Below are 24,566 nucleotides of genomic sequence, written 5' to 3' on the forward strand. Positions count from 1 at the left end.
GAGATGAACTCGATGCAGAAACTCTACTTGATCATTCCTTTGGCCCCTTTGTTTGGAGCCATCCTCTCCGGTTTGTTCGGCCGCTTTATCGGGCGCATGGCCTCTCACGTTGTTACTATTGCCGGCGTTGCTATAGCGTTTTTGCTGGCCTTGTTCGTTTTTCAGGATGTCAAAGCTGGCAATACCTTCAACGGCTCACTCTATACCTGGGCCACGGTAGGCTCGTTGAAGCTTGAGGTCGGTTTTTTGGTGGACAGCCTTACGGCAACCATGATGCTGGTCGTAACCTTCGTTTCGTTGATGGTTCACATCTATACGATCGGGTATATGGCAGATGATCCTGGGTATCAAAGGTTTTTCAGCTATATCTCGCTGTTTACCTTTGCCATGCTGATGCTTGTAATGAGCAACAATTTTCTCCAGCTTTTTTTCGGCTGGGAGGCTGTCGGCCTGGTGTCCTATCTGCTGATCGGGTTCTGGTATACGAAACCCACGGCGATTTACGCAAACCTCAAGGCTTTTCTTGTTAACCGGGTAGGGGACTTCGGATTCCTGTTGGGGATCGGTTTAATCGCTGCTTTTTCAGGAACGCTGGATTATTCCCAGGTATTTTCAAGAGCCCCGGAACTCGCTCAACTCTCTGTGCCGACTACTGGTTGGCCGATGCTCACCGCTATCTGCATCTGTCTGTTCATCGGCGCAATGGGAAAGTCCGCACAGGTGCCCCTTCATGTCTGGCTTCCCGACTCCATGGAAGGACCTACGCCGATATCGGCCCTTATCCACGCAGCAACGATGGTGACCGCCGGAATCTTCATGGTTGCAAGGATGTCTCCCCTCTTCGAGTTGTCGGAAACGGCCTTGTCCTTCGTCATGGTCATTGGCGCAACTACAGCTTTGTTCATGGGTTTTCTCGGGATTGTCCAGAATGACATCAAGAGAGTCGTTGCTTATTCAACCTTGTCTCAGCTTGGCTACATGACCGTGGCCTTGGGGGCGTCGGCATATTCGGCCGCCGTTTTTCATCTGATGACGCATGCCTTCTTCAAGGCATTACTGTTTCTCGGAGCGGGATCGGTAATCATCGGCATGCACCACGATCAGGATATGCGCAACATGGGTGGCCTGAGAAAATACATGCCTGTTACCTGGGTGACCTCCCTTCTTGGTTCGCTGGCTCTGATTGGCATGCCTTTCTTTTCCGGTTTCTACTCCAAGGATGCCATCATTGAGGCTGTAAGGGATTCTCATATTGCGGGTTCCGGGTACGCGGCGTTTTGCGTGCTAGCAGGTGTTTTTGTTACGGCATTTTATTCTTTCCGGATGTACTTCCTGGTATTCCACGGGAAGGAGCGCTTTGGTGGACACAGTGATCATGACGCTCATGTGAAAGGCGGGCACGACGATGCGGATCATCACCATGGGCTTGCTCCGGGCGAGAAACCGCACGAGTCTCCTCTGGTTGTTACAGTTCCACTGATTTTGCTGGCACTTCCTTCCGTGCTGATTGGTTTTTTTACGATTCATCCGATTCTGGTCGGGGACTGGTTTTCAGGGGTGATAAAGGTTGCGGAGCATCACGATTCCTTGGAGGAGTTGCGACATGGTTTCGATGGAAGCATTGCCATGGCGCTTCACGGCCTTGTGACCTTGCCATTCTGGCTGGCGCTTTCGGGTGTTTTTCTGGCTTGGCTGATGTACCTGAAAATGCCTCATTTACCTGCCGCTTTCGAAGTCAGGGTTAAACCGCTGAGGTTGCTGCTCGATAACAAATATTATTTCGACCGTTTCAATGAGGTGATCATCGCAGGTGGTGCCCGTTTGCTCGGGCAGAATTTGTGGCGTCGCGGAGATCAGTATCTTATTGACGGTATTGTCGTGAACGGTAGCGCGAGGTTGGTTTCCTGGTTCTCTGGCATGTCCAGATACATTCAGAGCGGGATGATCTATCAATATGCGTTCTGGATCATTATGGGGGTAGTGCTCCTGCTTGGTCTCTGGTGGCCAGTTCTTAAAGAGGGCGCTCTGGCTCATTGAGCTTGCCGAAGATTTGAAAGAATGCACGGAAATTTCTGATGACCATTCCTTACCTTAGTTTATCCATCTGGATTCCCATTCTCGGTGGGCTTTTCGTGTTGTTTTTCGCGAACGAAAATCGTGCGTCACTTGCCCGACTGATTGGGCTGATGGTGGCCTTGGCGGGTTTTGCGATCACTTTGCCACTTTATGTCGGTTTTGATTCTTCAAGCAGCGCGATCCAGTTTCCGGAGTTCAAGACCTGGATAGCGTATTTCAATGCACATTACTCGCTGGGCGTTGACGGCATATCGATGCCCTTTATCGTTTTGAATAGTTTCATTACGGTAATTGTCATTATTGCTTGCTGGGGGTCAGTTCAGGCCAAGGTTGCTCAATATGTTGCCGCCTTTCTTGTCATGTCGGGGCTCATGAATGGCATTTTTGCTGCTCAGGATGGTCTCCTTTTTTATGTTTTCTTCGAAGCTTCACTTATTCCTCTGTATCTGGCGATTGGGGTCTGGGGGGGGGCGAACAGAGTTTACGCTGCTCTGAAGTTCTTTCTCTATACGTTGCTTGGTTCTCTTTTGATGTTGGTGGCTTTCATATTCCTTTTCATGGAGTCGAAGGGGAGTTTTGAGATTGCTGACTGGCATGCTCTTAAAATCGGCATGCATGCGCAGACGTATATTTTCTGGGCGTTTCTTGCTTCTTTTGCCGTAAAGGTTCCAATGTGGCCGGTGCACACTTGGTTGCCCGATGCTCACGTTGAGGCGCCCACCGGGGGTTCTGTTGTACTCGCTGCTATTGCACTGAAGCTCGGAGCTTATGGTTTTTTGCGTTTTTCTCTCCCTATAGTGCCAGACGCTTCCCAGGCAATGGCGCCTGTGATGATCACCCTTTCGCTGATTGCTGTCGTTTACATCGGATTGGTTGCTATCGTCCAAACTGATATGAAGAAGCTGGTCGCGTATTCTTCGATTTCGCACATGGGATTTGTCACGCTCGGCTTTTTCATGTTCAACTCGCTGGGCGTGGAAGGTGCGCTTGTCCAGATGATTTCGCACGGCTTTGTATCCGCTGCGATGTTCCTGTGCATTGGGGTGCTATACGATCGCATGCACACTAGACAGATAGACGCCTATGGCGGCGTCGTAAACGTCATGCCAAGGTTTGCTGCGCTTTTCATGCTTTTTGCCATGGCTAATTCGGGTTTGCCGGCTACGAGCGGTTTTGTCGGTGAATTCATGGTTATCCTTGGTGGCGTTCAGTTCAATTTCTGGGTTGGCGCATTAGCAGCGACAACACTGATTCTCGGCGCGGCTTACACTCTCTGGATGTACAAGCGTGTCATTTTTGGTGAAGTGACGAATGAACATGTAGCTGCGCTTCAAGATATCAATTTCCGCGAGACCGTTTTTCTTGTCGTTCTTGCTGTCTGCGTGCTTGCAATGGGTCTGTATCCGTTGCCTGTGACGGAGGTGATGCACGCTTCCGTTTCCGATCTGCTTAAGCACGTTGCTGCCGGAAAATTGTGATCGATCGATAAAAATCGAATTCGAACAGGTTAATGATGGAATTCCAGATCCCAAATTTTGTGCCGCTTCTGCCGGAGATTACGCTGGCTTCTTTTGGCCTGCTTATCCTGATGGTGGTGGCCTTTGCCAAGCGTGCGGGAACGACTGCTGCTTACTATCTTTCCCACCTTGCGCTATGGGCAACTGCTGTCGCAGTTTTCTTTGTGAGCAGTGAGCTGGATTACACATTCGGGCAGATGTATCTGTTTTCGCCCTTGGGGGATTTTCTCAAGCTAGCGGTATGTCTTCTTGTGTCAGGCGTTTTGCTGTACGGACGTCCTTACATGCAGAGCCAAAGGATAGAGTCCGGGGAATATTATCTTCTGATCCTGTTTGCCACATTGGGTATTCTGGTTCTTGTTTCTGCAGGTAACCTGCTTACTGTGTATGTGGGTCTGGAGATGCTTTCACTTTCCTCTTATGCACTTGTTGCGGTGAATCGGGATGCAGTCCGTTCCACAGAGGCTGCCATGAAGTACTTTGTTCTCGGCGCGCTAGCCTCGGGCCTTCTGCTTTATGGAATGTCCATGATTTATGGCGCCACCCAATCCTTGAATCTCATTGATATCGCAAGAACCCTGTTTGAACAACAGGCAGCGAATCGCACCGTTCTGCTCTTCGGCCTCGTTTTCTTGGTTGCAGGCATTTCGTTCAAGTTGGGTGTCGTTCCTTTTCACATGTGGCTTCCGGATGTGTATGAAGGAGCACCTACTCCTGTTACAACTTTTATCGCGACTGCGTCAAAGATTGCTGCATTTGCGATGGCGGCGCGATTGCTTGCTTTTGGCCTATGGGATCTTGTTGATCATTGGCGACAGATGCTGTTGTTTGTTGGGATCGCGTCAATCGTGCTGGGTAATGTTGCGGCAATCGCACAGACCAATTTCAAGCGTATGCTCGCTTATTCCGGTATTTCGCACATGGGATTCATGTTGTTGGGATTCATCTCCTCGACACCCGCGAATGTTCATCATGCCTACGCTTCCGCTCTGTTTTACGTTCTGACGTATGCGCTGACTACGCTTGGCGTGTTTGGCATCCTGAGTCTGATGTCCAGGGAAGGCGTGTTTGCAGAGGGGATTGACGATTTCAAGGGGCTTAACAAACGAAATGCGTGGTGGGCGGCCATGATGGGGATCGCTATGTTTTCAATGGCTGGCATTCCGTTTTTCGTTGGTTTCTTTGCGAAATTCTTTGTTCTCCAGGCTTTCTGGCAGGCTGGGTATTACGGACTGACGGTGTTGGCTGTCGTTATGTCACTTGTTGGTGCTTTTTACTATTTGCGTGTCATCAAGGTCATGTATTTTGACGAGCCCGATATGCCTCAGCTCATCGGTGGTGGTTTTCTGGTCAGGAGTCTCCTGTCTGTGAATATGCTTTGTCTTGCGCTCATAGGTTTGTTTCCAAGCTTGCTGATGCAAGTTTGCGTGGTCGTCATGCAAAACTCGCTATAAATTAAGAAACCAGCTAATGCTGGTTTTTTAATTTTTTGAGGATCTCATCCAATGAGTCTTGTGGAGACAGCGATACAGATGCGCGTTGTATACCAGGGGGAGCTGTTGACCATCCGGAAGGATAGCGTCTCTCTCCCGGATGCAAGCAAGGCGACACGGGAATACGTCGTCCATCCCGGAGCTTGTGTGGTCATTCCGCAGATTCGCCCCGGTCTATATGTATTTGAACGACAGTTCAGATATCCCTTGAGGCAGGTGTTTATCGAATTTCCGGCAGGAAAACTTGATAAGCAGGAAAGTGCTCTTGTGTGTGCGCAGCGAGAGCTCAAAGAGGAAACGGGGTATTCTGCAGAAAATTGGCTCCATCTTGGCGTCATGCATAATTGCATAGGCTATTCGAACGAAAAGATCGAGATTTTTCTTGCGTCGGATTTGCGCCCAGGAAATCAAGCACTGGATTCCGGGGAGTTTCTTGAGCTCTTCGAGATGTCTCTTGACGAGGCGGAGGATGCTGTGCGTAAAGGTCTTCTTACGGACGCCAAAACGATTACCTGCCTTTTCTGGCTGCGCATGATCGAAGGACGGCACGAGGCGAAGATCGGCTCTTTAGCTGATCAGATCGGGCGATAAGTTCTCAGCATGTAATTCACGCTGGTGTCGTGGCTCTGTGAGTACTGCCTGCTGATCGGGTTGTACTGGATGCCAGCAAGCTCCAGGCTGGTCAGACCTGCTTGGCGCGTCCAGGTAACCAGTTCCGCTGGCTTGATGAATTTTTCGTAATCGTGAGTGCCGCGAGGCAGAAGATTCAGAACATATTCGGCCGCGACGACAGCAAGGGCGTAAGCCTTCGCGTTTCGATTCAGCGTTGAGAAGAAGACTTGCCCACCCGGCTTTACGAGCGCAGCGCAGGCCTTGATGACGCTTGCAGGATCTGGAACGTGTTCCAGCATTTCCATGCACGTAACGATATCGAATGATGCGGGACGCTCTTTCGCCAAGGTTTCCACAGCCACATTACGATAGTCGACTGTCAGTCCGGATTCGTAAAGATGCAGGCGCGCAACAGACAGCGCTTTCTCCGAGAGGTCTATACCTGTCACATTCGCATCTCTTGCAGCCATGCTCTCCGCCAGTATGCCTCCACCGCATCCGACGTCCAGAACGGTCTTGTCCCGCAAAACGGCAGTTTGGTCTATCCAGTCCAGTCGGAGTGGGTTGATCTCATGCAGAGGTTTGAATTCCGACAAAGGGTCCCACCAGCGGTGTGCCAGTTCGCTGAACTTTGCAAGTTCGTTCTGATCTGCGTTAAGTCCGATCATGTTGCTGTTCCGGTTGCTATTTGGGCGAAATAAAAAAACCCGGCCGAAGCCGGGCTTTCTGCTGCGTAGAAGTGGAATTACTTCGTACCGACAGCTTCGAGTTCCACGCGGCGGTCAGGGGCCAGGCAAGCGACAAGCTTCTTGTTCTTGCCAGATTCTGCACCCATTTTCTCACAGCTCTTGCCCGTCACGGGCTGTGTTTCACCCTTGCCTTCGGTGTAGACCTTGTTGGCGGGGATGCCTTGGCTGACGAGGAAGTCCTTGACCGTAGCTGCGCGCTTCTCTGACAGCTTCTGGTTGTACTCATTCGAGCCCAGTCGGTCTGCATGGCCGACAGCGATCACGACTTCAAGCTGCCCCAGTTGCTTGGCGCTCGTGGCGAACGCTGCAAGGCTGCTTTGGCCTTGTTCGCTGAGGTCGGCCTTGTCATAGGCGAACAGGGCATCGCTCGGCAGGCTGACCTTTTGTGCTGCAGGAGCCGGTGCGGCGATCGGCGCGGCGGCGGGAGCGGGGGCCGGTGCAGCAGCGGGAGCCGGAGCGGGGGCGGCTTCCTTGATTTCGCCACAAGCCACGCCAACGGGCTTGTCTTCCGTGGTCATCACCGTGCGGATCAGTTCGAGAGACCAGTTGTTCGAACGCAGGCAGTTGCCAAGGCCGTCTTTTTCCACGACGTTACCTGTTGCGATGACATACGGCTGAACGGGAGCGTTCTTCACTACGATCTGGGCCTGAGCACCGGTTGCGGCGCTGGCGAGTGCGGCCAGAATGAACATGTGTGATTTCTTCATATATTCCTCGTTGCAAGGCTGGTTGGAACAAAGTGGGAGCGCCAATCCGGCCCCCTCGATTGTCATGCGATTTCAATCCCGAGTGTCTTGTTTCTATTGCAGGAGACTCGCTGTGTGACCGGCGTTTTGTTTCTCAACGCTCCGGGGCATTCTGCCACAGGTCAGATTTATGCGGCAATCCGTTTGTGAATGCAATTAACATTCCGCAATCAATTGAATGTGGCTTGATGATTTTGTTTTGTTGTTAATAAACAAGCATTTGCGTATTCTGCTTCGTATGACGTTGAGTTGTCTGCCCTTTGGTTTGCTCTCTGGTCAAGGTGTCCAAGCGGGCGTTATCTCGGCTGTTATTTGAAATCCTGCTGGGAGCGTTTTGTTCTTTCTTTCTAAGGAGTGGCCGGCGGTGCGATCGACGCAATTCAGGCAGGCGACGTAAGTGGATGTAAAAGGCTGGCCTGCTTCACGGGGCGGCCGGCAGGTTGTTGCGTGCTACAATTGCCAGCTTTCAGCGCACTCAACCGGATACCTACAAAGCGCCTATGGACTCATTCGCCAAGGAAACATTGCCGATCAGTTTAGAGGAGGAGATGCGCCACTCCTATCTGGATTACGCGATGAGCGTGATTGTCGGACGGGCGCTTCCTGATGTGCGGGATGGTCTCAAGCCAGTGCATCGCCGCGTGCTGTACGCAATGCACGAAGCGAACAACTCCTGGAACCGGCCCTACGTCAAGTGTGCGCGGGTGGTTGGCGACGTCATGGGTAAGTATCACCCGCACGGTGACTCAGCCATTTATGACACGCTGGTCCGGATGGCGCAGGATTTTTCCTTGCGTTACACGCTGGTAGATGGCCAAGGCAACTTTGGTTCGATTGATGGCGATGCCGCAGCGGCCATGCGGTATACCGAGTGCCGGCTGGAGCGTGTTGCTGCTGACCTCCTCGCCGATATTGACAAGGAAACGGTCGATTTCCAGCCTAACTACGACGGCAAGGAACTCGAGCCCACCGTACTTCCCACACGCATCCCGAATCTTCTGATCAATGGTTCTGCGGGGATTGCGGTCGGTATGGCCACAAACATACCTCCTCACAATCTCTCCGAGGTGATCGAGGCTTGTCTTGCGCTGCTTTCGAGTCCCGAAACGGACATCGAAGAGCTGATCCGGATCGTTCAGGCGCCTGATTTTCCCACGGCCGGACTGATCTACGGCTTGCATGGGGTTCATGAGGGGTATCGAACCGGACGTGGCCGGGTCGTGATGCGTGCCCGTACGCATTTCGAGGACATGGAGCGGGGCAACCGTCAGGCCATTATCGTCGACGAAATTCCTTATCAGGTTAACAAGAAGACTCTCCTCGAGAAGATCGCGGAGCTTGTCAATGACAAGAAGATCGAGGGCATTTCCGATCTGCGCGATGAGTCGGACAAGTCGGGCATGCGCATTGTCATTGAGCTCAAGCGGGGGGAAGTTGCTGAAGTCGTATTGAACAATCTGTTCAAACAGACCCAGTTGCAGGACACGTTCGGCATGAACATGGTGGCGCTTGTCGACGGCAAGCCGCGCCTGCTGAACCTCAAACAGATGCTTGAGTGCTTCCTTGCCCATCGCAGGGAAGTGGTGACTCGCCGCACGGTTTTCGAACTGCGCAAGGCTCGCGAACGTGGCCACATTCTGGAAGGCCTCGCAGTTGCGTTGTCGAACGTCGATGAAATCATCGCCCTGATCAAAGCTGCGCCTACGCCAGGTGATGCCAAGCGCGAGTTGATGGACAGGGTCTGGCGCTCCCCCCTAGTCGAAGAAATGCTGTCGCGCGCGATGTCCGACAGTTACCGTCCCGAGGGTCTCGCTGCAGAGTTCGGCTTGTCCGCTCAGGGGTATCGCTTGTCTGAGGTTCAGTCGCAGCGCATTCTCGAAATGCAGTTGCAGCGCCTGACCAACATGGAGCAGGACAAGATCGTCGGCGAATATCGAGAAGTGATGGCCGAAATCGCTGATCTTCTGGATATCCTGGCCAAGCCGGCCCGTATTACAGCCATCATTGATACCGAACTGCGTGCCATTCGTGAGCAGTTCGGTGACCCCCGCAAGTCGGAGATCGTTCTCAATACGGCTGATATCAATATCGAGGACCTGATCGCCCAGGAAGACATGGTTGTCACTTTGTCTCACACGGGGTACTTCAAACGACAGCCTCTGACCGACTATCGATCGCAAAGGCGGGGTGGGCGCGGCAAGCAGGCGGCCGCTACGAAGGAAGATGACTGGATCGATCAGCTTTTCGTGGCCAATACCCACGACTTCATTCTGTGCTTTTCGAATCGGGGGCGTCTGTACTGGCTGAAAGTCTATGAGGTGCCTGAAGGAAACCGGAACGCCCGCGGCAAGCCGATCGTCAATCTGTTCCCGCTGGTTGAAGGCGAGAAGATCACCGCCGTATTGCCGGTGAAGGTTTTTGATGAGGGGCATTTCATCTTCATGGCAACCGCCCAGGGAACCGTGAAGAAGACGCCGTTGACCGATTTCGCGAATCCTCGCAAGGCCGGCATCATCGCTGTCGGCCTTGATGAAGGTGACTATCTGATCGGCGTTGCCATTACGGATGGCGACTGCAACGTGATGCTGTTCTCCGATGCGGGCAAGGCCGTGCGTTTCGACGAGAAGGATGTGCGTCCCATGGGCCGGACCGCTCGTGGTGTGCGCGGCATGATGATTGAAGATGGCCAGCGGGTGCTGTCGATGCTCGTCGCTCATGGCGAGGCGCAAAGCGTTTTGACGGCGACCGAGAATGGCTATGGGAAGCGGACCAATATTGGCGAATACACGCTGCATGGCCGCGGAACAAAGGGAATGATCGCCATCCAGGCCTCCGAGCGGAACGGCAAGCTGGTGGCCGCCGTGCTGGTGGATCCGACGGACCATGTCATGCTCATTGCCGACAATGGTGTGCTGATCAGGACGCCTGTCAAGGATATCCGGGAGCTTGGGCGCTCGACGCAGGGCGTTACGCTCATCAATCTGGACGATGGTGCCAAGCTGTCTAGCATCGAGAAGATTGTGGAAACGGACGAGGATGCCGCGGAAGGAGACGCCGATTCCGCGCAGGATGGCGAGGGCGCTGGCGAATGAGCACGGGCATGGATGAAGAGTTGCTGAAGCTGCGCTCCGAGATCGATCGCCTGGACGGCGAGATTCTTGAACGACTCGCAGCCCGGGCGCGTTGTGCGCAACGTGTCGGGGAGGTCAAGCGGGGGCCGCTGTATCGCCCGGAGCGCGAAGCCCAGGTTCTGCGCAACATTGCCGGCAGGAATCCCGGTCCTTTGTCTGACGAGGCGGTGCAACGGATTTTCCGTGAAATCATGTCCTGGTGTCTGGGCTTGGAGCAGCCCCTGAGGGTTGCACATCTCGGGCCGCGCGGGACCTTCTCCGAAGAGGCGGCGGGCAAACATTTTGGTGGTTCCCCGGCGCTGTTGCCGATGCAGACGATTGACGAGGTGTTTCACGCCGTGGAAGCCGGCGCGGTGCAATACGGAGTGATTCCCGTCGAGAACTCCACCGAAGGTGCAGTGAGCCGTTCCCTTGACCTGCTGCTGGCGAGAAACGTTTCGGTCTGTGGTGAAGTCAGCCTGCGCATCCGACAGAATCTCATGACTCGAGCATCCGATCTCGGGCAGATCAAGCGCATTTACTCTCACTCCCAGTCGCTGGGGCAGTGTGCCGACTGGCTTGCCAATCATGCTCAGGGGGTCGAGCGTCTGCCGGTTTCGAGCAACGCAGAGGCTGCACGTCTGGCTTCCGAAGATGTCGAGTCCGCCGCCATCGCGGGTGATCGCGCAGCACAGCTCTACGATTTGCCCATTCTTTTTGCAAACATTGAAGACGATCCAAGCAATACCACGCGCTTCCTTGTGATTGGTCGCCATGACGCGGGCGCCTCCGGCCGGGACAAGACCTCTCTGATCTGCTCCGCGCCGAATCGTCCGGGAGCCGTTTTCGCGCTGCTTCAACCCTTTGCGGACAAAGGGGTCAGCATGACCAAGCTCGAATCCCGTCCTTCCCGCACCGGGTTGTGGGAATACGTGTTTTACGTCGACATCGAAGGGCACCGTGATGATGCTGCCGTCACCGCGGCGTTGTCAGACCTGGTCGAGCGCGCGGCCTTCGTGAAGGTTCTTGGCTCCTACCCCGTTGCCGCTATTTGAGGTGGAGCAGGGGATGGGAGTCGAGCAGCGCGCTCCGGAAAACATCAGGAGCCTGGCCACATATGTGCCGGGCAAGCCGATCAGCGAGCTCGCTCGAGAGTCAGGCCTGAGTGCTGGCGAGATCGTGAAACTGGCTTCCAACGAGAATCCGCTTGGCATGTCGCCCATGGCGAGGCGCGCCATGCAGGAAGCTGTTCACGGTCTCTCTCTTTACCCGGATGGCAATGCGCAGGTTCTGAAGGAAGTCGTCGGGCGGCATCATGGCGTTCCGGATGATTGCATCGTCGTCGGCAATGGTTCCAACGATGTGCTCGAGCTGGTTGCACGAACGTTCCTGTCGCAGGGATCGAGTGCCGTACATTCGGAGCATGCGTTTGCCGTTTATCCAATAGCCATTCGTGCTGCAGGCGCGCGGTGCATCGAGGTGCCCTCGCGCAACTTCGGGCATGATCTGGCTGCCATGGCAGACGCCGTGGCGCCTGATACCCGTGTTGTGTTCATCGCCAATCCAAACAACCCGACCGGCAGCTTTTTGCCGGGGCCGATGGTCGAGCAGTTTCTGGCGCGGGTCGAGCGCGATGTGGTTGTGGTTCTGGACGAGGCTTATTGCCAGTACCTGCCTTCTGCGCTCGCCTATGACAGCGTTTCATGGCTTGAGCGTCATCCCAATCTCGTTATTACCCGCACTTTCTCCAAGATTTTCGGCATGGCGGGTTTGAGGGTCGGTTACGCCCTTTGCCATCCGGAGGTGGCGGATCTGATGAATCGGGTGCGTCAGCCGTTCAACGTCAACAGCCTGGCTCAGGCTGCGGCGTGCGGGGCCTTGGCTGATGAAGAGTTTGTCGCGCGTAGCGCACAAATCAATCGGGAAGGCATGAAGGATCTGGAGGAAGGATTAAGGAGGCTCGGCCTGCGGGTATTGCCTTCCTGCGCCAATTTTCTGTGCTTCCGCGCGGGATGCGCAGAAGCAATCAATCGAGCCTTGCTCAAGGACGGGGTGATTGTCCGCCCCCTGGCAAGTTACGGAATGCCGGAATGGCTTCGGGTAACGATCGGTTTGCCTTCCGAGAACGAGCGCTTTCTGGCTTCACTGAGCGCTGCACTGAAAGGTCACGATGTTTGAACGGGTGGTGATTTGCGGTGTCGGGCTCATCGGCGGTTCTTTTTCACTCGCGCTGAAAAAGGCAGGGCTTGCAGGTACGGTGGTGGGCGTCGGGAGACATCCGGAAACCCTTCAGACCGCCATGTCTCTCGGCCTGATCGACGAAATCGCCGCCGATTGGTCTGCTGCGCTTGCAGGCGCAAGCCTGGTGCTGCTTGCGATGCCGGTCGGGCAGATGGCCAGCGTCATGGCCGCGATGGCTCCGCATCTAGGACCGGATACGCTGGTGACCGATGCAGGCAGCACGAAGGCCGATGTTTTTGAGGCGGTGTATACGCACCTCAATCATCGACTGCAAAATGTCGTCCCGGCTCACCCGATCGCCGGTGCCGAGAAGAGTGGTCCTGCCGCAGCGTTCGCCGGGCTTTTCAGTGGCAAGCGGGTGGTGGTGACGCCACTGCCTGAAAACTCGGACGAGTCCGTTCGGCGAGTAGAGGAAGCATGGGCGGCTTGTGGTGCAATCGTCGGTCGCATGAGTTCAATGGATCATGACCGTGTATTCGCGGCAGTCAGTCATCTGCCGCATCTTCTGGCGTTCGGTCTGGTTCATGACATTCAGGGTCGGGACAACGCTGAGCAATTATTCAGTTTCGCCGCTTCGGGTTTTCGGGACTTCACCCGCATCGCGGGGAGTCATCCCGAAATGTGGCGCGACATCTGTCTTTCCAACCGCCAGGCCTTGCTTGCCGAGCTGGATGCCTACCTGACCGAGCTCGCCTATTTGCGCGCGCTCCTTATGCAGGGTGATGGCAATGCGCTGGAAACCCTTTTTGGACAAGCTTCGAGCGCCAGGAATGCCTGGGCCGAAAAATATCTGAAGTGATCGACATGGACTACCTTGATCTTCTGCCGCGTTCCGGCGCTTCTGGCGTGGTTCGCTTGCCTGGTTCAAAGAGCATTTCAAATCGCACGCTTCTTCTGGCGGCGCTTTCGGAAGGGCGCACGCTCATTCGCGATCTTCTGGCTTCAGACGATACCGACCGCATGCTTGAGGCGCTTGCTGCGCTCGGCGTCTGCATCGATAAGGTCGGCGAGCGCGATTACAGCGTACAAGGCGTGCCAGAGGGATTTCCCGTCAAGGAGGCCGATCTTTTTCTGGGTAATGCCGGTACCGCTTTTCGGCCGCTGACCGCTGCGTTGGCTCTGATGCGGGGGAGCTATACCTTGCGGGGCGTGCCACGCATGCACGAGCGCCCCATTGGTGATCTGGTGGATGGATTGCGGCAGATTGGCGCCGAGGTCGAGTATCTGGGCAATGAGGGCTTTCCGCCGCTCCGCATTCGTCCCGCCGCTATCCAGCCTGGAGGCGTGATACGGATTCGAGGCAATGTGTCGAGCCAGTTCCTGACCGCACTTCTGATGGCGTTGCCGTGCACGGGCGTTGAAAGTAGGGTCGAAGTCATCGGAGAGCTGATTTCCAAGCCCTATATCGACATCACGCTTCGCCTGATGGCGCAGTTCGGCGTCAAGGTCGAAAGGCAGGGGTGGCAGCGCTTCGTCATCCCCGGGGGGCAGCGCTACGTCTCGCCCGGAACCGTTTTTGTGGAGGGCGATGCTTCATCTGCATCCTACTTTCTCGCCGCGGGTGCGATCGGCGGTGGCCCGGTTCGGGTTGAGGGTGTGGGTCAGACAAGCATCCAGGGGGACGTGGCGTTTGCCCAGGCCCTCGAGCAGATCGGCGCGATCATTGAAGCAGGGGATAACTGGATCGAAGCGCGCGCGCCCTCATCGGGCAAGCTCAAGGCTTTCGACATGGACTTCAATCACATTCCCGATGCGGCCATGACATTGGCGGTGACGGCGTTGTTTTGCGACGGGCCTTGTCGTTTGACCAATATCGGCAGTTGGCGAGTCAAGGAAACTGACCGCATCGCAGCCATGGCAATCGAGCTGCGCAAGCTGGGCGCTGTCGTCGAAGAGGGGCCCGACTGGCTTCGCGTGACGCCGCCAGACGGTCTGCTGGAAAATGCTGCCATTGATACCTACGACGATCACCGCATGGCCATGTGTTTCTCGCTGGCTTCGCTTGGCGGTGTGCCGGTCCGGATCAACGATCCGAAGTGTACTGCCAAGACCTTTCCTGACTATTTCGAGGTTTTCGCCTCCGTAACTGATTGATCCCATGAAGCAGACCCTGACAGAACTTCTCGATTCCCGTGTTTCGGCCGCGTTGGCTGCAGCCGGCTGCGAAGGTGCCCCGGCCGTGATTGCGCCGGCAGGGCGCCCCGAGTTCGGTGACTACCAGGCAAACGGCGTGATGGCGGCAGCCAAGGCACGCAAAATGAATCCCAGGCAGCTGGCTACCGAGGTGATCGGCAAACTTGATCTCGATGGCATTGCCAGCAAGGTCGAAATCGCCGGGCCGGGTTTCATCAATATCACGCTGTCTCCCGAATATCTGGCCTCCCTGGTCTCGGCTGCTCAGGATGACGCGCGGCTTGGCGTGCCCATGCCGCCCGTGGAGAGAGTGGTCGTTGACTATTCGTCGCCCAATCTTGCAAAGGAAATGCACGTTGGCCATCTGCGCTCCACCATCATTGGCGATGCGCTGGCGCGTGTGCTGCGGTTTCTGGGGCACGAGGTCATTGCGCAGAACCACGTCGGTGACTGGGGGACTCAATTCGGCATGCTGACGGCCTACCTCATCGAGGCTGAGCAGGATGGTGATGTGTCGATTGCCCTGAACGACCTCGAAGACTTCTACCGGCGTGCCAAACAGCGTTTTGACAGCGATGAAGGTTTTGCGAGCCGGGCTCGTGAGTATGTCGTCAAGCTCCAAGGGGGAGATGCGCAGGTCAACGCGCTATGGCAGCGCTTCCTCGACATCTCCCTGCATCACTGCGAAGCCGTTTATGCCAAGCTCGGCGTAGGCCTGCGACGCGAGGACGTCAAAGGCGAGAGCGCTTACAACGACGATCTTCCTGTCGTAGTGGCTGACCTGCAGGCCAAGGGGCTTGCAGTGCAAAGCGAAGGGGCGCAGGTCGTGTTTCTGGATGAGTTCCGGAACAAGGAAGGCGAAGCGCAGGCTTATATCGTTCAGAAGCAGGATGGTGGCTATCTGTACGCCACCACCGACTTGGCGGCCGTCCGTTATCGTGCGGGAACGCTGAAGGCTGATCGGTCGCTTTATGTGGTGGATGCGCGGCAGGGACTTCATTTCCAACAGATGTTCGCGCTGAGCTACAAGGCAGGTTATGCCCCGCAGACCATGAAACTGGAGCATGTGGGCTTTGGCGTAATGCTCGGGGAGGACGGTAAACCCTTCAAGACACGCAGTGGAACAACCGTGAAGCTGGCTGACTTGCTGGAGGAGGCTGAGCAGCGGGCCTTTGCGCTCGTCAGTGAAAAGAATGCCGATATGATCGAAGCAGACCGGCGCGTGATTGCCTCGGCCGTCGGTATCGGTGCGGTGAAGTACGCCGACCTCTCCAAGAACCGGAATAGCGACTACGTCTTCAGTTGGGACAGCATGCTGGCTTTCGAGGGCAATACCGCGCCCTACCTTCAGTACGCCTACACGCGGATTTCCGGCGTATTCCGCAAGGTCGATGGCTGGAATGCCAGCGCACCGGTGGTGCTGAGTGACTCCGCTGAGCGCCTTCTCGCACTCGAACTTGCCCGGTTTGCGGATGCTGTCCATGGTGTTGCCCGGGACGCCATGCCGCACTATCTCTGCGCGTATCTCTATGAGTTGGCAGGGCAGTTCATGCGTTTCTATGAGGCCTGTCCGGTCCTGAAGAGTGAAGGCGCTGTGCGGGACAGCCGTCTCCGTTTGTGCAGGCTGACCGCCGATACGCTGAAGACGGGACTGGGATTGCTTGGCATCCAGGTTCTGGAGGCCATGTAATGGAGCTTTTCCCGGTCATAGCCATTGATGGACCAACGGCTTCCGGCAAGGGGACCGTGGCGAATCTCGTGGCGGAAGCCCTTGGCTGGAATCTGCTGGATTCGGGATCCATCTATCGCATGGTTGCGCTCGCTGCCGCAAAACGGGGGATTGACCCCGCCAACGAGGCGGCGTTGATTCCTGTCGCAACAGGGCTGGACGCATCTTTCGTGCATGGCAGGATCCTGCTTGAGGGAGAGGACGTATCGGTCAGGGTCCGACTAGAAGAGACCGGAAACGCGGCATCCCGGCTGGCGACCCATGCCGGAGTGCGAGAAGCGCTTCTTTCCCGGCAACGTGCGTTCTGTCGGGCGCCTGGACTGGTGGCGGACGGGCGTGACATGGGGTCTATCGTGTTTCCGGGGGCTTTCCTGAAAATCTTCCTGACTGCGAGCGTTGAGGCGCGCGCGGAGAGGAGATATAAGCAGTTGATCGCAAAGGGCTTGCCTGCTAACATCGAAGATCTTCTACGAGACTTGAGGGCTCGTGATGCTAGGGATTCGTCTCGAGCAGTCGCTCCGCTCAAGCCTTGTGAGGATGCCGTTCTGCTTGACACAACGACGAAGTCCATCGACGAGGCCGTACGTTTCGTACTTGACCTTGCGGGGGAGCGGGGTGTCAGGTCACCGGCCTGAGGTTCCGGTGGTGCTGTCTTTCACTGCCGGTTTTTTCCATCTTTTGCATCCGCCGTGCATGCACGGTACCGAGTCCATTTATGTCCAACATTGAAAGTTTTGCCGATCTCTTCGAAGAAAGCCTGAATCGCCAGGAAATGCGTGCTGGCGAAGTCATCACGGCTGAGGTTGTGCGTATTGACCAGAATTTCGTGGTCGTGAACGCTGGCCTGAAATCCGAGAGCTACATCCCCCTGGATGAATTCCGTAACGACCGTGGCGAACTCGAAGCCAATCCGGGTGATTACGTCCAGGTTGCAATCGAAACCCTCGAAGACGGTTACGGCGAAACCCGCCTGTCGCGTGACAAGGCCAAGCGCATTGCCGCCTGGAACTTCCTCGACAAGGCACTGAACGAAGGCTCCCTGGTCAAGGGCGTCGTGACTGGCAAGGTCAAGGGCGGTCTGACCGTCATGACCAATGGCATTCGCGCTTTCCTGCCGGGTTCGCTGGTCGACATGCGCCCCGTCAAGGACACGACTCCTTACGAAGGCAAGGAATTCGAATTCAAGGTCATCAAGCTCGATCGCAAGCGCAACAACGTGGTTGTGTCGCGCCGTGCCGTGCTTGAAGTGACCATGGGTGAAGAGCGCCAGAAGCTGCTCGAAACCCTGGCCGAAGGCACCGTGGTCAAGGGTGTGGTCAAGAACATTACCGACTACGGCGCATTCGTGGATCTGGGCGGTATCGATGGTCTGCTGCACATCACCGACCTGGCTTGGCGCCGTGTCCGCCACCCGTCCGAAGTGCTGGCCGTGGGCGACGAAGTCACCGCCAAGGTGCTGAAGTTCGATCAGGAAAAGAACCGCGTCTCGCTGGGCATGAAGCAGCTGGGCGAAGATCCGTGGGTCGGCATTTCGCGTCGCTACCCGCAGAGCACCCGCCTGTTCGGCAAGGTGACCAACATCACCGACTACGGTGCATTTGTTGAAGTCGAGCAAGGTATCGAGGGTCTGGTGCACGTGTCCGAAATGGACTGGACCAACAAGAACATTCACCCGACCAAGGTTGTCCAGCTGGGCGACGAAGTCGAAGTGATGATCCTCGAAATCGACGAAGAGCGTCGTCGTATCTCGCTGGGCATGAAGCAATGCCAAGCGAATCCGTGGGATGAATTCGGCGAAAACCACAAGAAGGGTGACCGTGTGAAGGGCGCGATCAAGTCGATCACCGACTTCGGCGTATTCATCGGTCTGCCCGGTGGTATCGACGGTCTGGTGCACCTGTCGGATCTTTCCTGGAGCCAGTCCGGCGAAGAAGCCATCCGCAACTTCAAGAAAGGTGATGAGCTGGAAGCTGTCGTGCTGGCCATCGATATCGAGAAGGAGCGTATTTCCCTGGGTGTCAAGCAGCTGGATGGGGATCCCTTCACCTCCTACGTCGCCACGCATGACAAGAACACCCTCATCAAGGGTGTCGTGAAGTCTGTGGATGCACGCGGCGCGGTGCTGGATCTTGGTGGTGATCAGGAAGGCTACCTCCGTGCCTCCGAGTTCTCCCGCGATCGCATTGACGACCTGACGACTGTCGTGAAGGTCGGTGACGAGCTGGAAGCGATGATCATCAACGTTGATCGCAAGTCCCGTTCCATCAACCTTTCCATCAAGGCAAGGGATCAGGCAGAGCAGAATGAAGCCATGCAGAAGCTGGCTTCCGATAGCTCCGCTGCTTCCGGTACCACCAACCTTGGTGCACTGCTGAAGGCGAAGCTCAACAACGCTCAGCAATAAGTCTTGCCGTGTCTGAAAACATGACCAAGTCTGAATTGATAGAGCGCTTGAGTGCGCGCTTTCCACAGCTTGGAGCGAAGGATGCGGATTTCGCGGTAAAAATGATTCTTGATGAGATGGCGGCCTGTCTTTCACGCGGCCATCGCATCGAGATCCGCGGATTCGGGAGTTTCGGCATCAACTACCGGCCTCCCAGAGTTGGGCGTAATCCCAAGTCTGGTGACAAGGTGATGGTGCCGGAGAAATACGTCCCGCATTTCAAGGCAGGTAAAGAGTTGAGAGAGCGTGTTGACAAGATTGATTGATCTTGTCTCCAGCCAAAAGAAGGCGACCCTCGGGTCGCCTTCTTTTTTGAGCGCTACTGAAGGATAATCCGGCATATGCGAATCCTTTTCCTTTTGCTCAAGGCTGTGGTGTTTCTGTTGTTCCTTGGTCTTGCGGTCAAGAACGACGGAATGGTCACTGTTCAGTCCTACCTTGGTTCGGTCTGGCAGGTTCCCCTTGTCGTGGTAATGCTCGTGATGTTTCTTGGCGGCCTGCTTTCTGCTGCCGCAGCATTCGCCGGGCATCTGCTGGCCCAGAACCGCGAGATAGCCCGGCTGAAGGCTGTTTCTTCTTCCAACACGAGCGGTCGCGCCAATACCGGCGTAACGGCTGACTGATTGTTCATCCAATGGATTTCGAGTTCTGGTGGTTATTGAGCTGGCCTCTTTTTTTCGGACTGGGCTGGCTGGCAGCACGTATTGATATCAAACATCTGGTGAAAGAGTCGCGGAGTCTGCCGCGTTCCTATCTTTCCGGTCTGAACTTTCTGTTGTCCGAACAACCCGACAAGGCCATTGACGCGTTTCTTGAGGCCGTTAAGGTGGATCCTCAGACTGTCGAGCTTCATTTCGCTCTTGGCAGTCTCTTCCGCCGTCGGGGAGAGCTTGATCGAGCGATCCGCGTGCATCAGAGTCTGCTCGAGCGCGAGGACTTGAGCGACGAGAATCGCCTTCATGCGCTGCAGGAGTTGGGGGAGGATTACCTCAAGGCAGGGTTGCTCGACCGCGCCGAGGAGGTCTATCTCAGATTGCGGGGAACGTCTCGCAGCGAAGCTGCCAACAATGCTTTGCTGGAGATTTACCAGCAGGAGAAAAACTGGGGGCGTGCGATTGATATCGCGCGTGACATGCCTCGGCGCGGAAGCAAGCGTTGGGAAGTGGATATCGCCAATTTCTACTGCGAAATGGCTGCCACTGCGCTTGCCCATTCTCGCTTCGAGGAGGCGATGTCTCTTCTCGATGAGGCCCTTAGCACCAACAGGAAGTGCGTCAGGGCGAGTCTGCTGCGTGGTGACGTCATGGTCGCCATGGGGCGCGATGCGGACGCGGTCAATGCCTGGCAGGAAATCGGCCATCAGGATCCGGTGTACCTTTCACTGATTGCAGTCAGGATGATGGATGCCTGCCGCAGGCTTGGCACCGAAGCCGCTGGCGCCCAGTTCCTGAAAACGCACCTGACCCAGACGCCTTCGCTTGATCTGCTTGAGATCGTATTCAAGTGGGAAATCGAAAAGCATGGCGCAGAGGCTGCCTATGCTCTGGTCCGTAATGAACTGACGCGCAACCCGACCATGCTCGGGCTCGAAAAACTGCTTGAGGCCGCGATTCACACGGTTGAGGGCGAACACAAGGGGGATGTCGAGCTCATACGTGGCCTGATTCATGGGCACACGCGCAAGGTTGCCCGTTATTGCTGCAAGGAGTGCGGTTTCAAGGCTCGGCAGTTTTACTGGCGATGCCCCGCCTGTGGCGGTTGGGAGACCTATCCTCCGAAACGCTCGGAAGAGTTTGATCTTGCTGTCTGAATTCCTTTTTGCATGAGGCTGTCTGAAGGTGACGCCTGGAGCGTGTGCAAAGTAATCAAGAGTCAATAAATGAAAATTACTGTTGTTGGTACTGGATATGTCGGCTTGGTGTCAGGAGCCTGTCTTGCTGAAGTGGGCAATGATGTGCTCTGCCTTGACCTGAATCCTGAAAAAATCCGGGTTCTCAAGGAGGGTGGCATTCCGATTCACGAGCCCGGTCTGGATCAGGTTGTTGCTCGCAACGTTGTTGCCGGGCGCCTGCATTTCACGACGGATATCGAAGAGGCCGTCCGCTTCGGAACCGTTCAGTTCATCGCGGTCGGTACGCCGCCCGATGAGGACGGTTCTGCGGACCTGCAGTATGTGATTTCCGCCGCCCGGAACATCGGCCGTCTCATGACGGACTACAAGGTTGTCATCGACAAAAGTACCGTACCTGTGGGCACCGCCGACAAGGTGCGTGCCGCGATCACCGAAGAACTCGCAAAGCGGGGCGTAGAGGTTCCGTTCAGCGTCGTATCCAATCCCGAGTTTCTCAAGGAAGGCGCTGCGGTCGAGGATTTCATGCGTCCCGATCGTATCGTGGTTGGCGCGGAGGACGAGCAGGCCATCAACCTCATGCGCGCACTGTACGCCCCGTTTCAGCGTAATCATGAAAAGCTGGTCATCATGGACGTCCGCTCCGCTGAACTGACCAAGTATGCAGCGAACGCGATGCTGGCTACGCGTATCTCGTTCATGAACGAACTCGCGGTTCTCGCCGAAAAGCTGGGCGCTGACATTGAGCACGTTCGGCAAGGCATCGGTTCGGACCCGCGGATTGGCTGGCATTTCCTTTATGCGGGGTGCGGCTACGGGGGGTCGTGCTTTCCCAAGGACGTGAAGGCATTGATTCGGACCGCGGCAGAAGCCGGGCAGGGGCTCAAGGTTCTTCAGGCGGTCGAGGATGCCAATGACGCCCAGAAGATGGTGCTTGTCGACAAGATCAGAGCGAGATTCGGAGAGGATCTGAGTGGCAGGCGCTTTGCGGTGTGGGGGCTGGCGTTCAAACCCAATACGGATGACATGCGCGAAGCGCCGAGTCGCGTCATCATCGACGAGTTGTTCCGTCGCGGCGCGACTGTGTCGGCCTACGATCCGGTTGCGATGACCGAAACCCGCAGGATCTTCGGCGACGAGCCGCGGCTCAGCTATGCCACCCGTCCGATGGAGGCCTTGAGGGATGCCGACGCTCTTGTCATCATCACGGAGTGGAAGGAGTTCCGCAGTCCGGACTTCTCCGAGATCCGTGCAGCACTCAAGCAACCGGTCGTATTCGATGGCCGGAACATGTATGACCCCGATCTCCCCCGTAATGCAGGTCTCGAATACTTTGGGATAGGCCGAAAATGACAGCAGCAAATCCTCTGCCCGCTTTGCCCGATACCGGAAAAGCGCGAATTCTGGTTGTTGGCGACGTGATGCTGGACCGCTACTGGTTCGGCGAAGTCAGCCGGATATCACCCGAAGCGCCGGTGCCGGTCGTCCACGTCCAGCGGTCGGAGGAGCGTCCTGGAGGTGCCGCCAACGTGGCGCGAAATGCAGCGGCCTTGGGCGCGCGCTGTGCGCTGTTGTCCGTCGCGGGTAATGATGAGCCTGCTCAGGCGCTCGAGAAGTTGCTGCAGACTGACGGTGTCGAGTCTCACTTGCACCGTGACGCTGGTCTTGCGACAACAATCAAGCTGCGCGTGCTCGGCCGTCAGCAGCAGTTGCTTCGCATTGACTTCGAGAATCTTCCCGCCCGTGAAATTCTGCAGGAGGCGCTTGAACACTACGAGACCTTGCTTCCCGAGTTTGATGTCGTCGTCCTCTCCGATTATGGCAAGGGAGGGCTTGAGCACATTGCCGAGATGATTCGCATGGCGAGGGCTCGAGGGAAAATTGTTCTTGTCGACCCCAAGGGGGATGACTACAGCAAGTACAAGGGGGCGAATCTGCTGACGCCCAATCGTTCCGAACTGCGACAGGTCGTCGGGCAATGGCACAGCGAGTCCGATCTCGTTGCCAGAGCACAGAAATTGCGGGAGGCGCTTGATCTCGAAGCGCTGCTGGTCACCCGCTCAGAGGAGGGGATGAGCCTCTTCAGGGCCGGCGGAGCAGTGAACGAAGGCACGCGTGCGCAAGAAGTCTTTGATGTGTCCGGTGCGGGAGATACCGTTATTGCCACACTGGCAGTCATGCTGGCAGCAGGGTGCGATCTGGTGTCTGCCATGCGTCTTTCCAACCACGCTGCCGGCATTGTCGTGGCGAAACTCGGTACGGCAACAGTAACCTTCGACGAGATGAAGAAAGGGCTGGCATGACTAGAAAATACGTTGTTACCGGTGCGGCCGGCATGATCGGCTCCAACATCATTGCCGGTCTCAATGCCCGGGGCATCAAAGACATCATTGCGGTTGACAACCTGACCAAGGGCGACAAGTTCCGGAATCTGGTTGACCTCGAAATCAGCGATTATCTCGACAAGCATGAGTTCCGCCGCCTGCTTGCGGCAGGCTCCTTCGACGGAGAGCTTGAGGCCATCCTTCATCAGGGGGCGTGCTCTAACACGATGGAGCATGATGGTCATTACATGATGGACAACAACTTTCGCTACACCACGGAAGTTTTCGAGTTCTGTATCAGGCAGAAGCTGCCCTTGCTTTATGCCTCTTCGGCGGCGACTTACGGTGCTTCCAGCGTTTTTCGCGAGGAACCCGAGTTCGAAGCTCCGCTGAATGTCTATGGCTATTCAAAGGTCCTTTTCGACAGGGTTCTGCGTCGCCGCTGGAACGAGCTGACAGCTCCGGTTGTGGGCTTCCGGTATTTCAACGTCTATGGCCCGCGAGAGGCTCACAAGGCGGGTGCAGGGTCATCGGTAGCCTTCAATGCTTTCCACCAGTTTCAGAAGGAAGGTCGGGTCAAGTTGTTCGTTGGTTGTGACGGCTACCCGGATGGCGGTCAGTTGCGTGATTTCATCTATGTGGACGACGTCGTTGCCGCCAATCTCCACTTTCTCGAGAATCCCGGGCAATCCGGCATCTTCAATCTCGGAACGGGGCGCGCCCAGAGTTTCAATGACGTCGCGGCGGCGATCATCAACGGCATTCGCAAGCATGAAGGCAAACCGGTTCTCGAGCTTGGCGATCTGGTGAGTGAAGGTCTGATTGAGTACGTTCCTTTTCCCGACATACTCAAGGGCAAATACCAGAGCTTTACCCAAGCGGACATTACGAAGCTCCGAGGTGCTGGATACACTCGCGCGTTCCATGACGTCGAGACTGGCGTCGGGAAATATTGCAGCTACCTTCTGGGGAGTCGCTAGCTTTGGGGCTCTCCATTCAATTCATCAGGAGAGCCTATAAATGCTGAAAAAACTGTTGGGTGCAGTGATCGTCGGGTTTGTCTGGGCAGGTTCCGCAGTTGCAGCGGTCAATATCAATACCGCGAACCAGGAAGAGTTGGCCAGTTTGCCGAATATCGGCAGCTCCAAGGCACAGGCCATCATCGACTATCGCAAGGCCAATGGTAGCTTCAAGAGTCTTGAAGATCTCAAGCATGTGAAGGGAATTGGTGAAAAAACCTTCGAGAAGATCAAGCCGAAATTGGCTTTGAATGGCGAGACGCAGATCGAAAAGGCGGCAGCCAAGACCTCGAAAAAAGACGCCAAGCCCGCGGCATCGAGCGGAAAGACTGCCAAGCCTTAACGCTTCATGCCGTATCATTAAAAATGCCGCTCGGCGAAGGCCGAGCGGCATTTTTTTGTTTAGCCCTTCAAGCAGCCATTTGCTTGGCTGAGAGAATCATGGGTCCCCCGGATTCAGGAGGATGAAATCAACCCAATCTTCTACGCGTCATACAGAGAAAGTGTCGGGGGGCATTTTCCGGA

20 protein-coding genes and 1 pseudogene are annotated in these 24,566 nt (G+C 55.9%); 19 read left to right on the top strand and 2 right to left on the bottom strand.

What is annotated here, in order from left to right:
• Nucleotides 1–3 precede the first annotated feature (3 nt).
• The 4 genes from nuoL to ABDB87_RS10995 are packed head-to-tail and all read left to right on the top strand — an operon-like array spanning nt 4 to nt 5,677.
• Entirely contained in the window at nt 4–2,037 is a 2,034-nt protein-coding gene (nuoL, locus tag ABDB87_RS10980; RefSeq protein WP_345926884.1) for an NADH-quinone oxidoreductase subunit L, read from the top strand.
• 35 nt (nt 2,038–2,072) lie between these two features.
• Nucleotides 2,073–3,554 (top strand): NADH-quinone oxidoreductase subunit M, encoded by a 1,482-nt coding sequence (locus tag ABDB87_RS10985; RefSeq protein ID WP_345927305.1) that lies wholly within the window; start codon nt 2,073–2,075, stop codon nt 3,552–3,554.
• Nucleotides 3,555–3,589: 35 nt separating this feature from the next.
• A complete protein-coding gene (gene nuoN, locus ABDB87_RS10990) occupies nt 3,590–5,047 on the top strand; it encodes an NADH-quinone oxidoreductase subunit NuoN (protein WP_345927307.1) in 1,458 nt (485 codons plus the stop codon).
• Between the two features lie 51 nt (nt 5,048–5,098).
• Nucleotides 5,099–5,677: an NUDIX domain-containing protein gene (locus ABDB87_RS10995; protein ID WP_345926887.1), complete on the top strand. Its 579-nt coding sequence runs from the start codon at nt 5,099–5,101 to the stop codon at nt 5,675–5,677.
• Here the strand turns inward: ABDB87_RS10995 and ubiG are convergent.
• Both ubiG and ABDB87_RS11005 read right to left on the bottom strand, forming a co-directional pair.
• Complete coding sequence (gene ubiG / locus ABDB87_RS11000) at nt 5,662–6,366, bottom strand: bifunctional 2-polyprenyl-6-hydroxyphenol methylase/3-demethylubiquinol 3-O-methyltransferase UbiG (RefSeq protein ID WP_345926889.1); 705 nt, start codon at nt 6,364–6,366, stop codon at nt 5,662–5,664. The two genes, ABDB87_RS10995 and ubiG, sit on opposite strands and share 16 nt — an antisense overlap.
• 77 nt (nt 6,367–6,443) lie before the next feature.
• Nucleotides 6,444–7,220, bottom strand: a complete 777-nt coding sequence (locus ABDB87_RS11005) for an OmpA family protein (protein ID WP_345926891.1) — start codon at nt 7,218–7,220, stop codon at nt 6,444–6,446.
• Nucleotides 7,221–7,693: 473 nt separating this feature from the next.
• On the opposite strand from ABDB87_RS11005, the gene gyrA reads away from it, so the two are divergent.
• From gyrA to ABDB87_RS11080, 15 genes and pseudogenes are all read left to right on the top strand, one after another.
• The gene (gene gyrA, locus ABDB87_RS11010; RefSeq protein WP_345926893.1) at nt 7,694–10,285 is read left to right on the top strand and encodes a DNA gyrase subunit A; all 2,592 of its coding nucleotides are present in this window, start codon (nt 7,694–7,696) and stop codon (nt 10,283–10,285) included.
• A gap of 8 nt (nt 10,286–10,293) precedes the next feature.
• Nucleotides 10,294–11,358 carry a prephenate dehydratase gene (gene pheA, locus ABDB87_RS11015; protein ID WP_345926895.1) on the top strand — a complete coding sequence of 355 codons (1,065 nt, stop codon included), beginning with the start codon at nt 10,294–10,296 and terminating at the stop codon, nt 11,356–11,358.
• Nucleotides 11,359–11,371: 13 nt separating this feature from the next.
• On the top strand, nt 11,372–12,481 hold the full coding sequence (hisC, locus tag ABDB87_RS11020) for a histidinol-phosphate transaminase (RefSeq protein WP_345926897.1): 1,110 nt from the start codon (nt 11,372–11,374) through the stop codon (nt 12,479–12,481).
• Entirely contained in the window at nt 12,474–13,343 is an 870-nt protein-coding gene (locus tag ABDB87_RS11025; RefSeq protein ID WP_345926900.1) for a prephenate dehydrogenase, read from the top strand. Before hisC ends, ABDB87_RS11025 begins: the two co-directional genes overlap by 8 nt.
• A 5-nt stretch (nt 13,344–13,348) precedes the next feature.
• Nucleotides 13,349–14,632 (top strand): annotated as a pseudogene (gene aroA, locus ABDB87_RS11030) (3-phosphoshikimate 1-carboxyvinyltransferase); the annotation flags it as partial.
• Between the two features lie 10 nt (nt 14,633–14,642).
• Nucleotides 14,643–16,367: an arginine--tRNA ligase gene (argS, locus tag ABDB87_RS11035; protein WP_345926902.1), complete on the top strand. Its 1,725-nt coding sequence runs from the start codon at nt 14,643–14,645 to the stop codon at nt 16,365–16,367.
• A complete protein-coding gene (gene cmk / locus ABDB87_RS11040; protein ID WP_345926904.1) occupies nt 16,367–17,041 on the top strand; it encodes a (d)CMP kinase in 675 nt (224 codons plus the stop codon). Before argS ends, cmk begins: the two co-directional genes overlap by 1 nt.
• Before the next feature lie 80 nt (nt 17,042–17,121).
• Nucleotides 17,122–18,810: a 30S ribosomal protein S1 gene (gene rpsA / locus ABDB87_RS11045; RefSeq protein WP_345926906.1), complete on the top strand. Its 1,689-nt coding sequence runs from the start codon at nt 17,122–17,124 to the stop codon at nt 18,808–18,810.
• 20 nt (nt 18,811–18,830) lie between these two features.
• Nucleotides 18,831–19,115, top strand: a complete 285-nt coding sequence (locus ABDB87_RS11050) for an integration host factor subunit beta (RefSeq protein WP_345926908.1) — start codon at nt 18,831–18,833, stop codon at nt 19,113–19,115.
• 75 nt (nt 19,116–19,190) lie between these two features.
• Nucleotides 19,191–19,472 carry a lipopolysaccharide assembly protein LapA domain-containing protein gene (locus ABDB87_RS11055; RefSeq protein ID WP_345926910.1) on the top strand — a complete coding sequence of 94 codons (282 nt, stop codon included), beginning with the start codon at nt 19,191–19,193 and terminating at the stop codon, nt 19,470–19,472.
• Nucleotides 19,473–19,483: 11 nt separating this feature from the next.
• The gene (gene lapB, locus ABDB87_RS11060; protein ID WP_345926912.1) at nt 19,484–20,659 is read left to right on the top strand and encodes a lipopolysaccharide assembly protein LapB; all 1,176 of its coding nucleotides are present in this window, start codon (nt 19,484–19,486) and stop codon (nt 20,657–20,659) included.
• A gap of 69 nt (nt 20,660–20,728) precedes the next feature.
• Nucleotides 20,729–22,051 (top strand): UDP-glucose dehydrogenase family protein, encoded by a 1,323-nt coding sequence (locus ABDB87_RS11065; RefSeq protein WP_345926914.1) that lies wholly within the window; start codon nt 20,729–20,731, stop codon nt 22,049–22,051.
• Nucleotides 22,048–23,001: a D-glycero-beta-D-manno-heptose-7-phosphate kinase gene (gene rfaE1 / locus ABDB87_RS11070; RefSeq protein WP_345926916.1), complete on the top strand. Its 954-nt coding sequence runs from the start codon at nt 22,048–22,050 to the stop codon at nt 22,999–23,001. The genes ABDB87_RS11065 and rfaE1 overlap by 4 nt, the downstream gene beginning before the upstream one ends.
• A complete protein-coding gene (rfaD, locus tag ABDB87_RS11075) occupies nt 22,998–24,002 on the top strand; it encodes an ADP-glyceromanno-heptose 6-epimerase (RefSeq protein WP_345926918.1) in 1,005 nt (334 codons plus the stop codon). The genes rfaE1 and rfaD overlap by 4 nt, the downstream gene beginning before the upstream one ends.
• 40 nt (nt 24,003–24,042) lie before the next feature.
• Entirely contained in the window at nt 24,043–24,384 is a 342-nt protein-coding gene (locus tag ABDB87_RS11080) for a ComEA family DNA-binding protein (RefSeq protein WP_345926920.1), read from the top strand.
• The last annotated feature ends 182 nt before the right edge of the window (nt 24,385–24,566 follow it).

Origin of the sequence: Uliginosibacterium paludis (genome assembly GCF_039631355.1) — a bacterium.
Lineage (GTDB): Bacteria > Pseudomonadota > Gammaproteobacteria > Burkholderiales > Rhodocyclaceae > Uliginosibacterium > Uliginosibacterium paludis.

Excerpts from the sequence above, each read along its gene's own strand:
- ABDB87_RS11025 (WP_345926900.1), top strand. The coding sequence starts at position 12,474 with ATGTTTGAACGGGTGGTGATTTGCGGTGTCGGGCTCATCGGCGGTTCT.
- ABDB87_RS11055 (WP_345926910.1), top strand. The coding sequence starts at position 19,191 with ATGCGAATCCTTTTCCTTTTGCTCAAGGCTGTGGTGTTTCTGTTGTTC.
- ubiG (WP_345926889.1), bottom strand. The coding sequence starts at position 6,366 with ATGATCGGACTTAACGCAGATCAGAACGAACTTGCAAAGTTCAGCGAA.
- lapB (WP_345926912.1), top strand. The coding sequence starts at position 19,484 with ATGGATTTCGAGTTCTGGTGGTTATTGAGCTGGCCTCTTTTTTTCGGA.
- argS (WP_345926902.1), top strand. The coding sequence starts at position 14,643 with ATGAAGCAGACCCTGACAGAACTTCTCGATTCCCGTGTTTCGGCCGCG.
- cmk (WP_345926904.1), top strand. The coding sequence starts at position 16,367 with ATGGAGCTTTTCCCGGTCATAGCCATTGATGGACCAACGGCTTCCGGC.
- rfaE1 (WP_345926916.1), top strand. The coding sequence starts at position 22,048 with ATGACAGCAGCAAATCCTCTGCCCGCTTTGCCCGATACCGGAAAAGCG.
- ABDB87_RS10995 (WP_345926887.1), top strand. The coding sequence starts at position 5,099 with ATGAGTCTTGTGGAGACAGCGATACAGATGCGCGTTGTATACCAGGGG.
- pheA (WP_345926895.1), top strand. The coding sequence starts at position 10,294 with ATGGATGAAGAGTTGCTGAAGCTGCGCTCCGAGATCGATCGCCTGGAC.
- rpsA (WP_345926906.1), top strand. The coding sequence starts at position 17,122 with ATGTCCAACATTGAAAGTTTTGCCGATCTCTTCGAAGAAAGCCTGAAT.
- nuoL (WP_345926884.1), top strand. The coding sequence starts at position 4 with ATGAACTCGATGCAGAAACTCTACTTGATCATTCCTTTGGCCCCTTTG.
- gyrA (WP_345926893.1), top strand. The coding sequence starts at position 7,694 with ATGGACTCATTCGCCAAGGAAACATTGCCGATCAGTTTAGAGGAGGAG.
- nuoN (WP_345927307.1), top strand. The coding sequence starts at position 3,590 with ATGGAATTCCAGATCCCAAATTTTGTGCCGCTTCTGCCGGAGATTACG.
- ABDB87_RS11005 (WP_345926891.1), bottom strand. The coding sequence starts at position 7,220 with ATGACAATCGAGGGGGCCGGATTGGCGCTCCCACTTTGTTCCAACCAG.
- ABDB87_RS11080 (WP_345926920.1), top strand. The coding sequence starts at position 24,043 with ATGCTGAAAAAACTGTTGGGTGCAGTGATCGTCGGGTTTGTCTGGGCA.
- ABDB87_RS11065 (WP_345926914.1), top strand. The coding sequence starts at position 20,729 with ATGAAAATTACTGTTGTTGGTACTGGATATGTCGGCTTGGTGTCAGGA.
- ABDB87_RS11050 (WP_345926908.1), top strand. The coding sequence starts at position 18,831 with ATGACCAAGTCTGAATTGATAGAGCGCTTGAGTGCGCGCTTTCCACAG.
- rfaD (WP_345926918.1), top strand. The coding sequence starts at position 22,998 with ATGACTAGAAAATACGTTGTTACCGGTGCGGCCGGCATGATCGGCTCC.
- hisC (WP_345926897.1), top strand. The coding sequence starts at position 11,372 with ATGGGAGTCGAGCAGCGCGCTCCGGAAAACATCAGGAGCCTGGCCACA.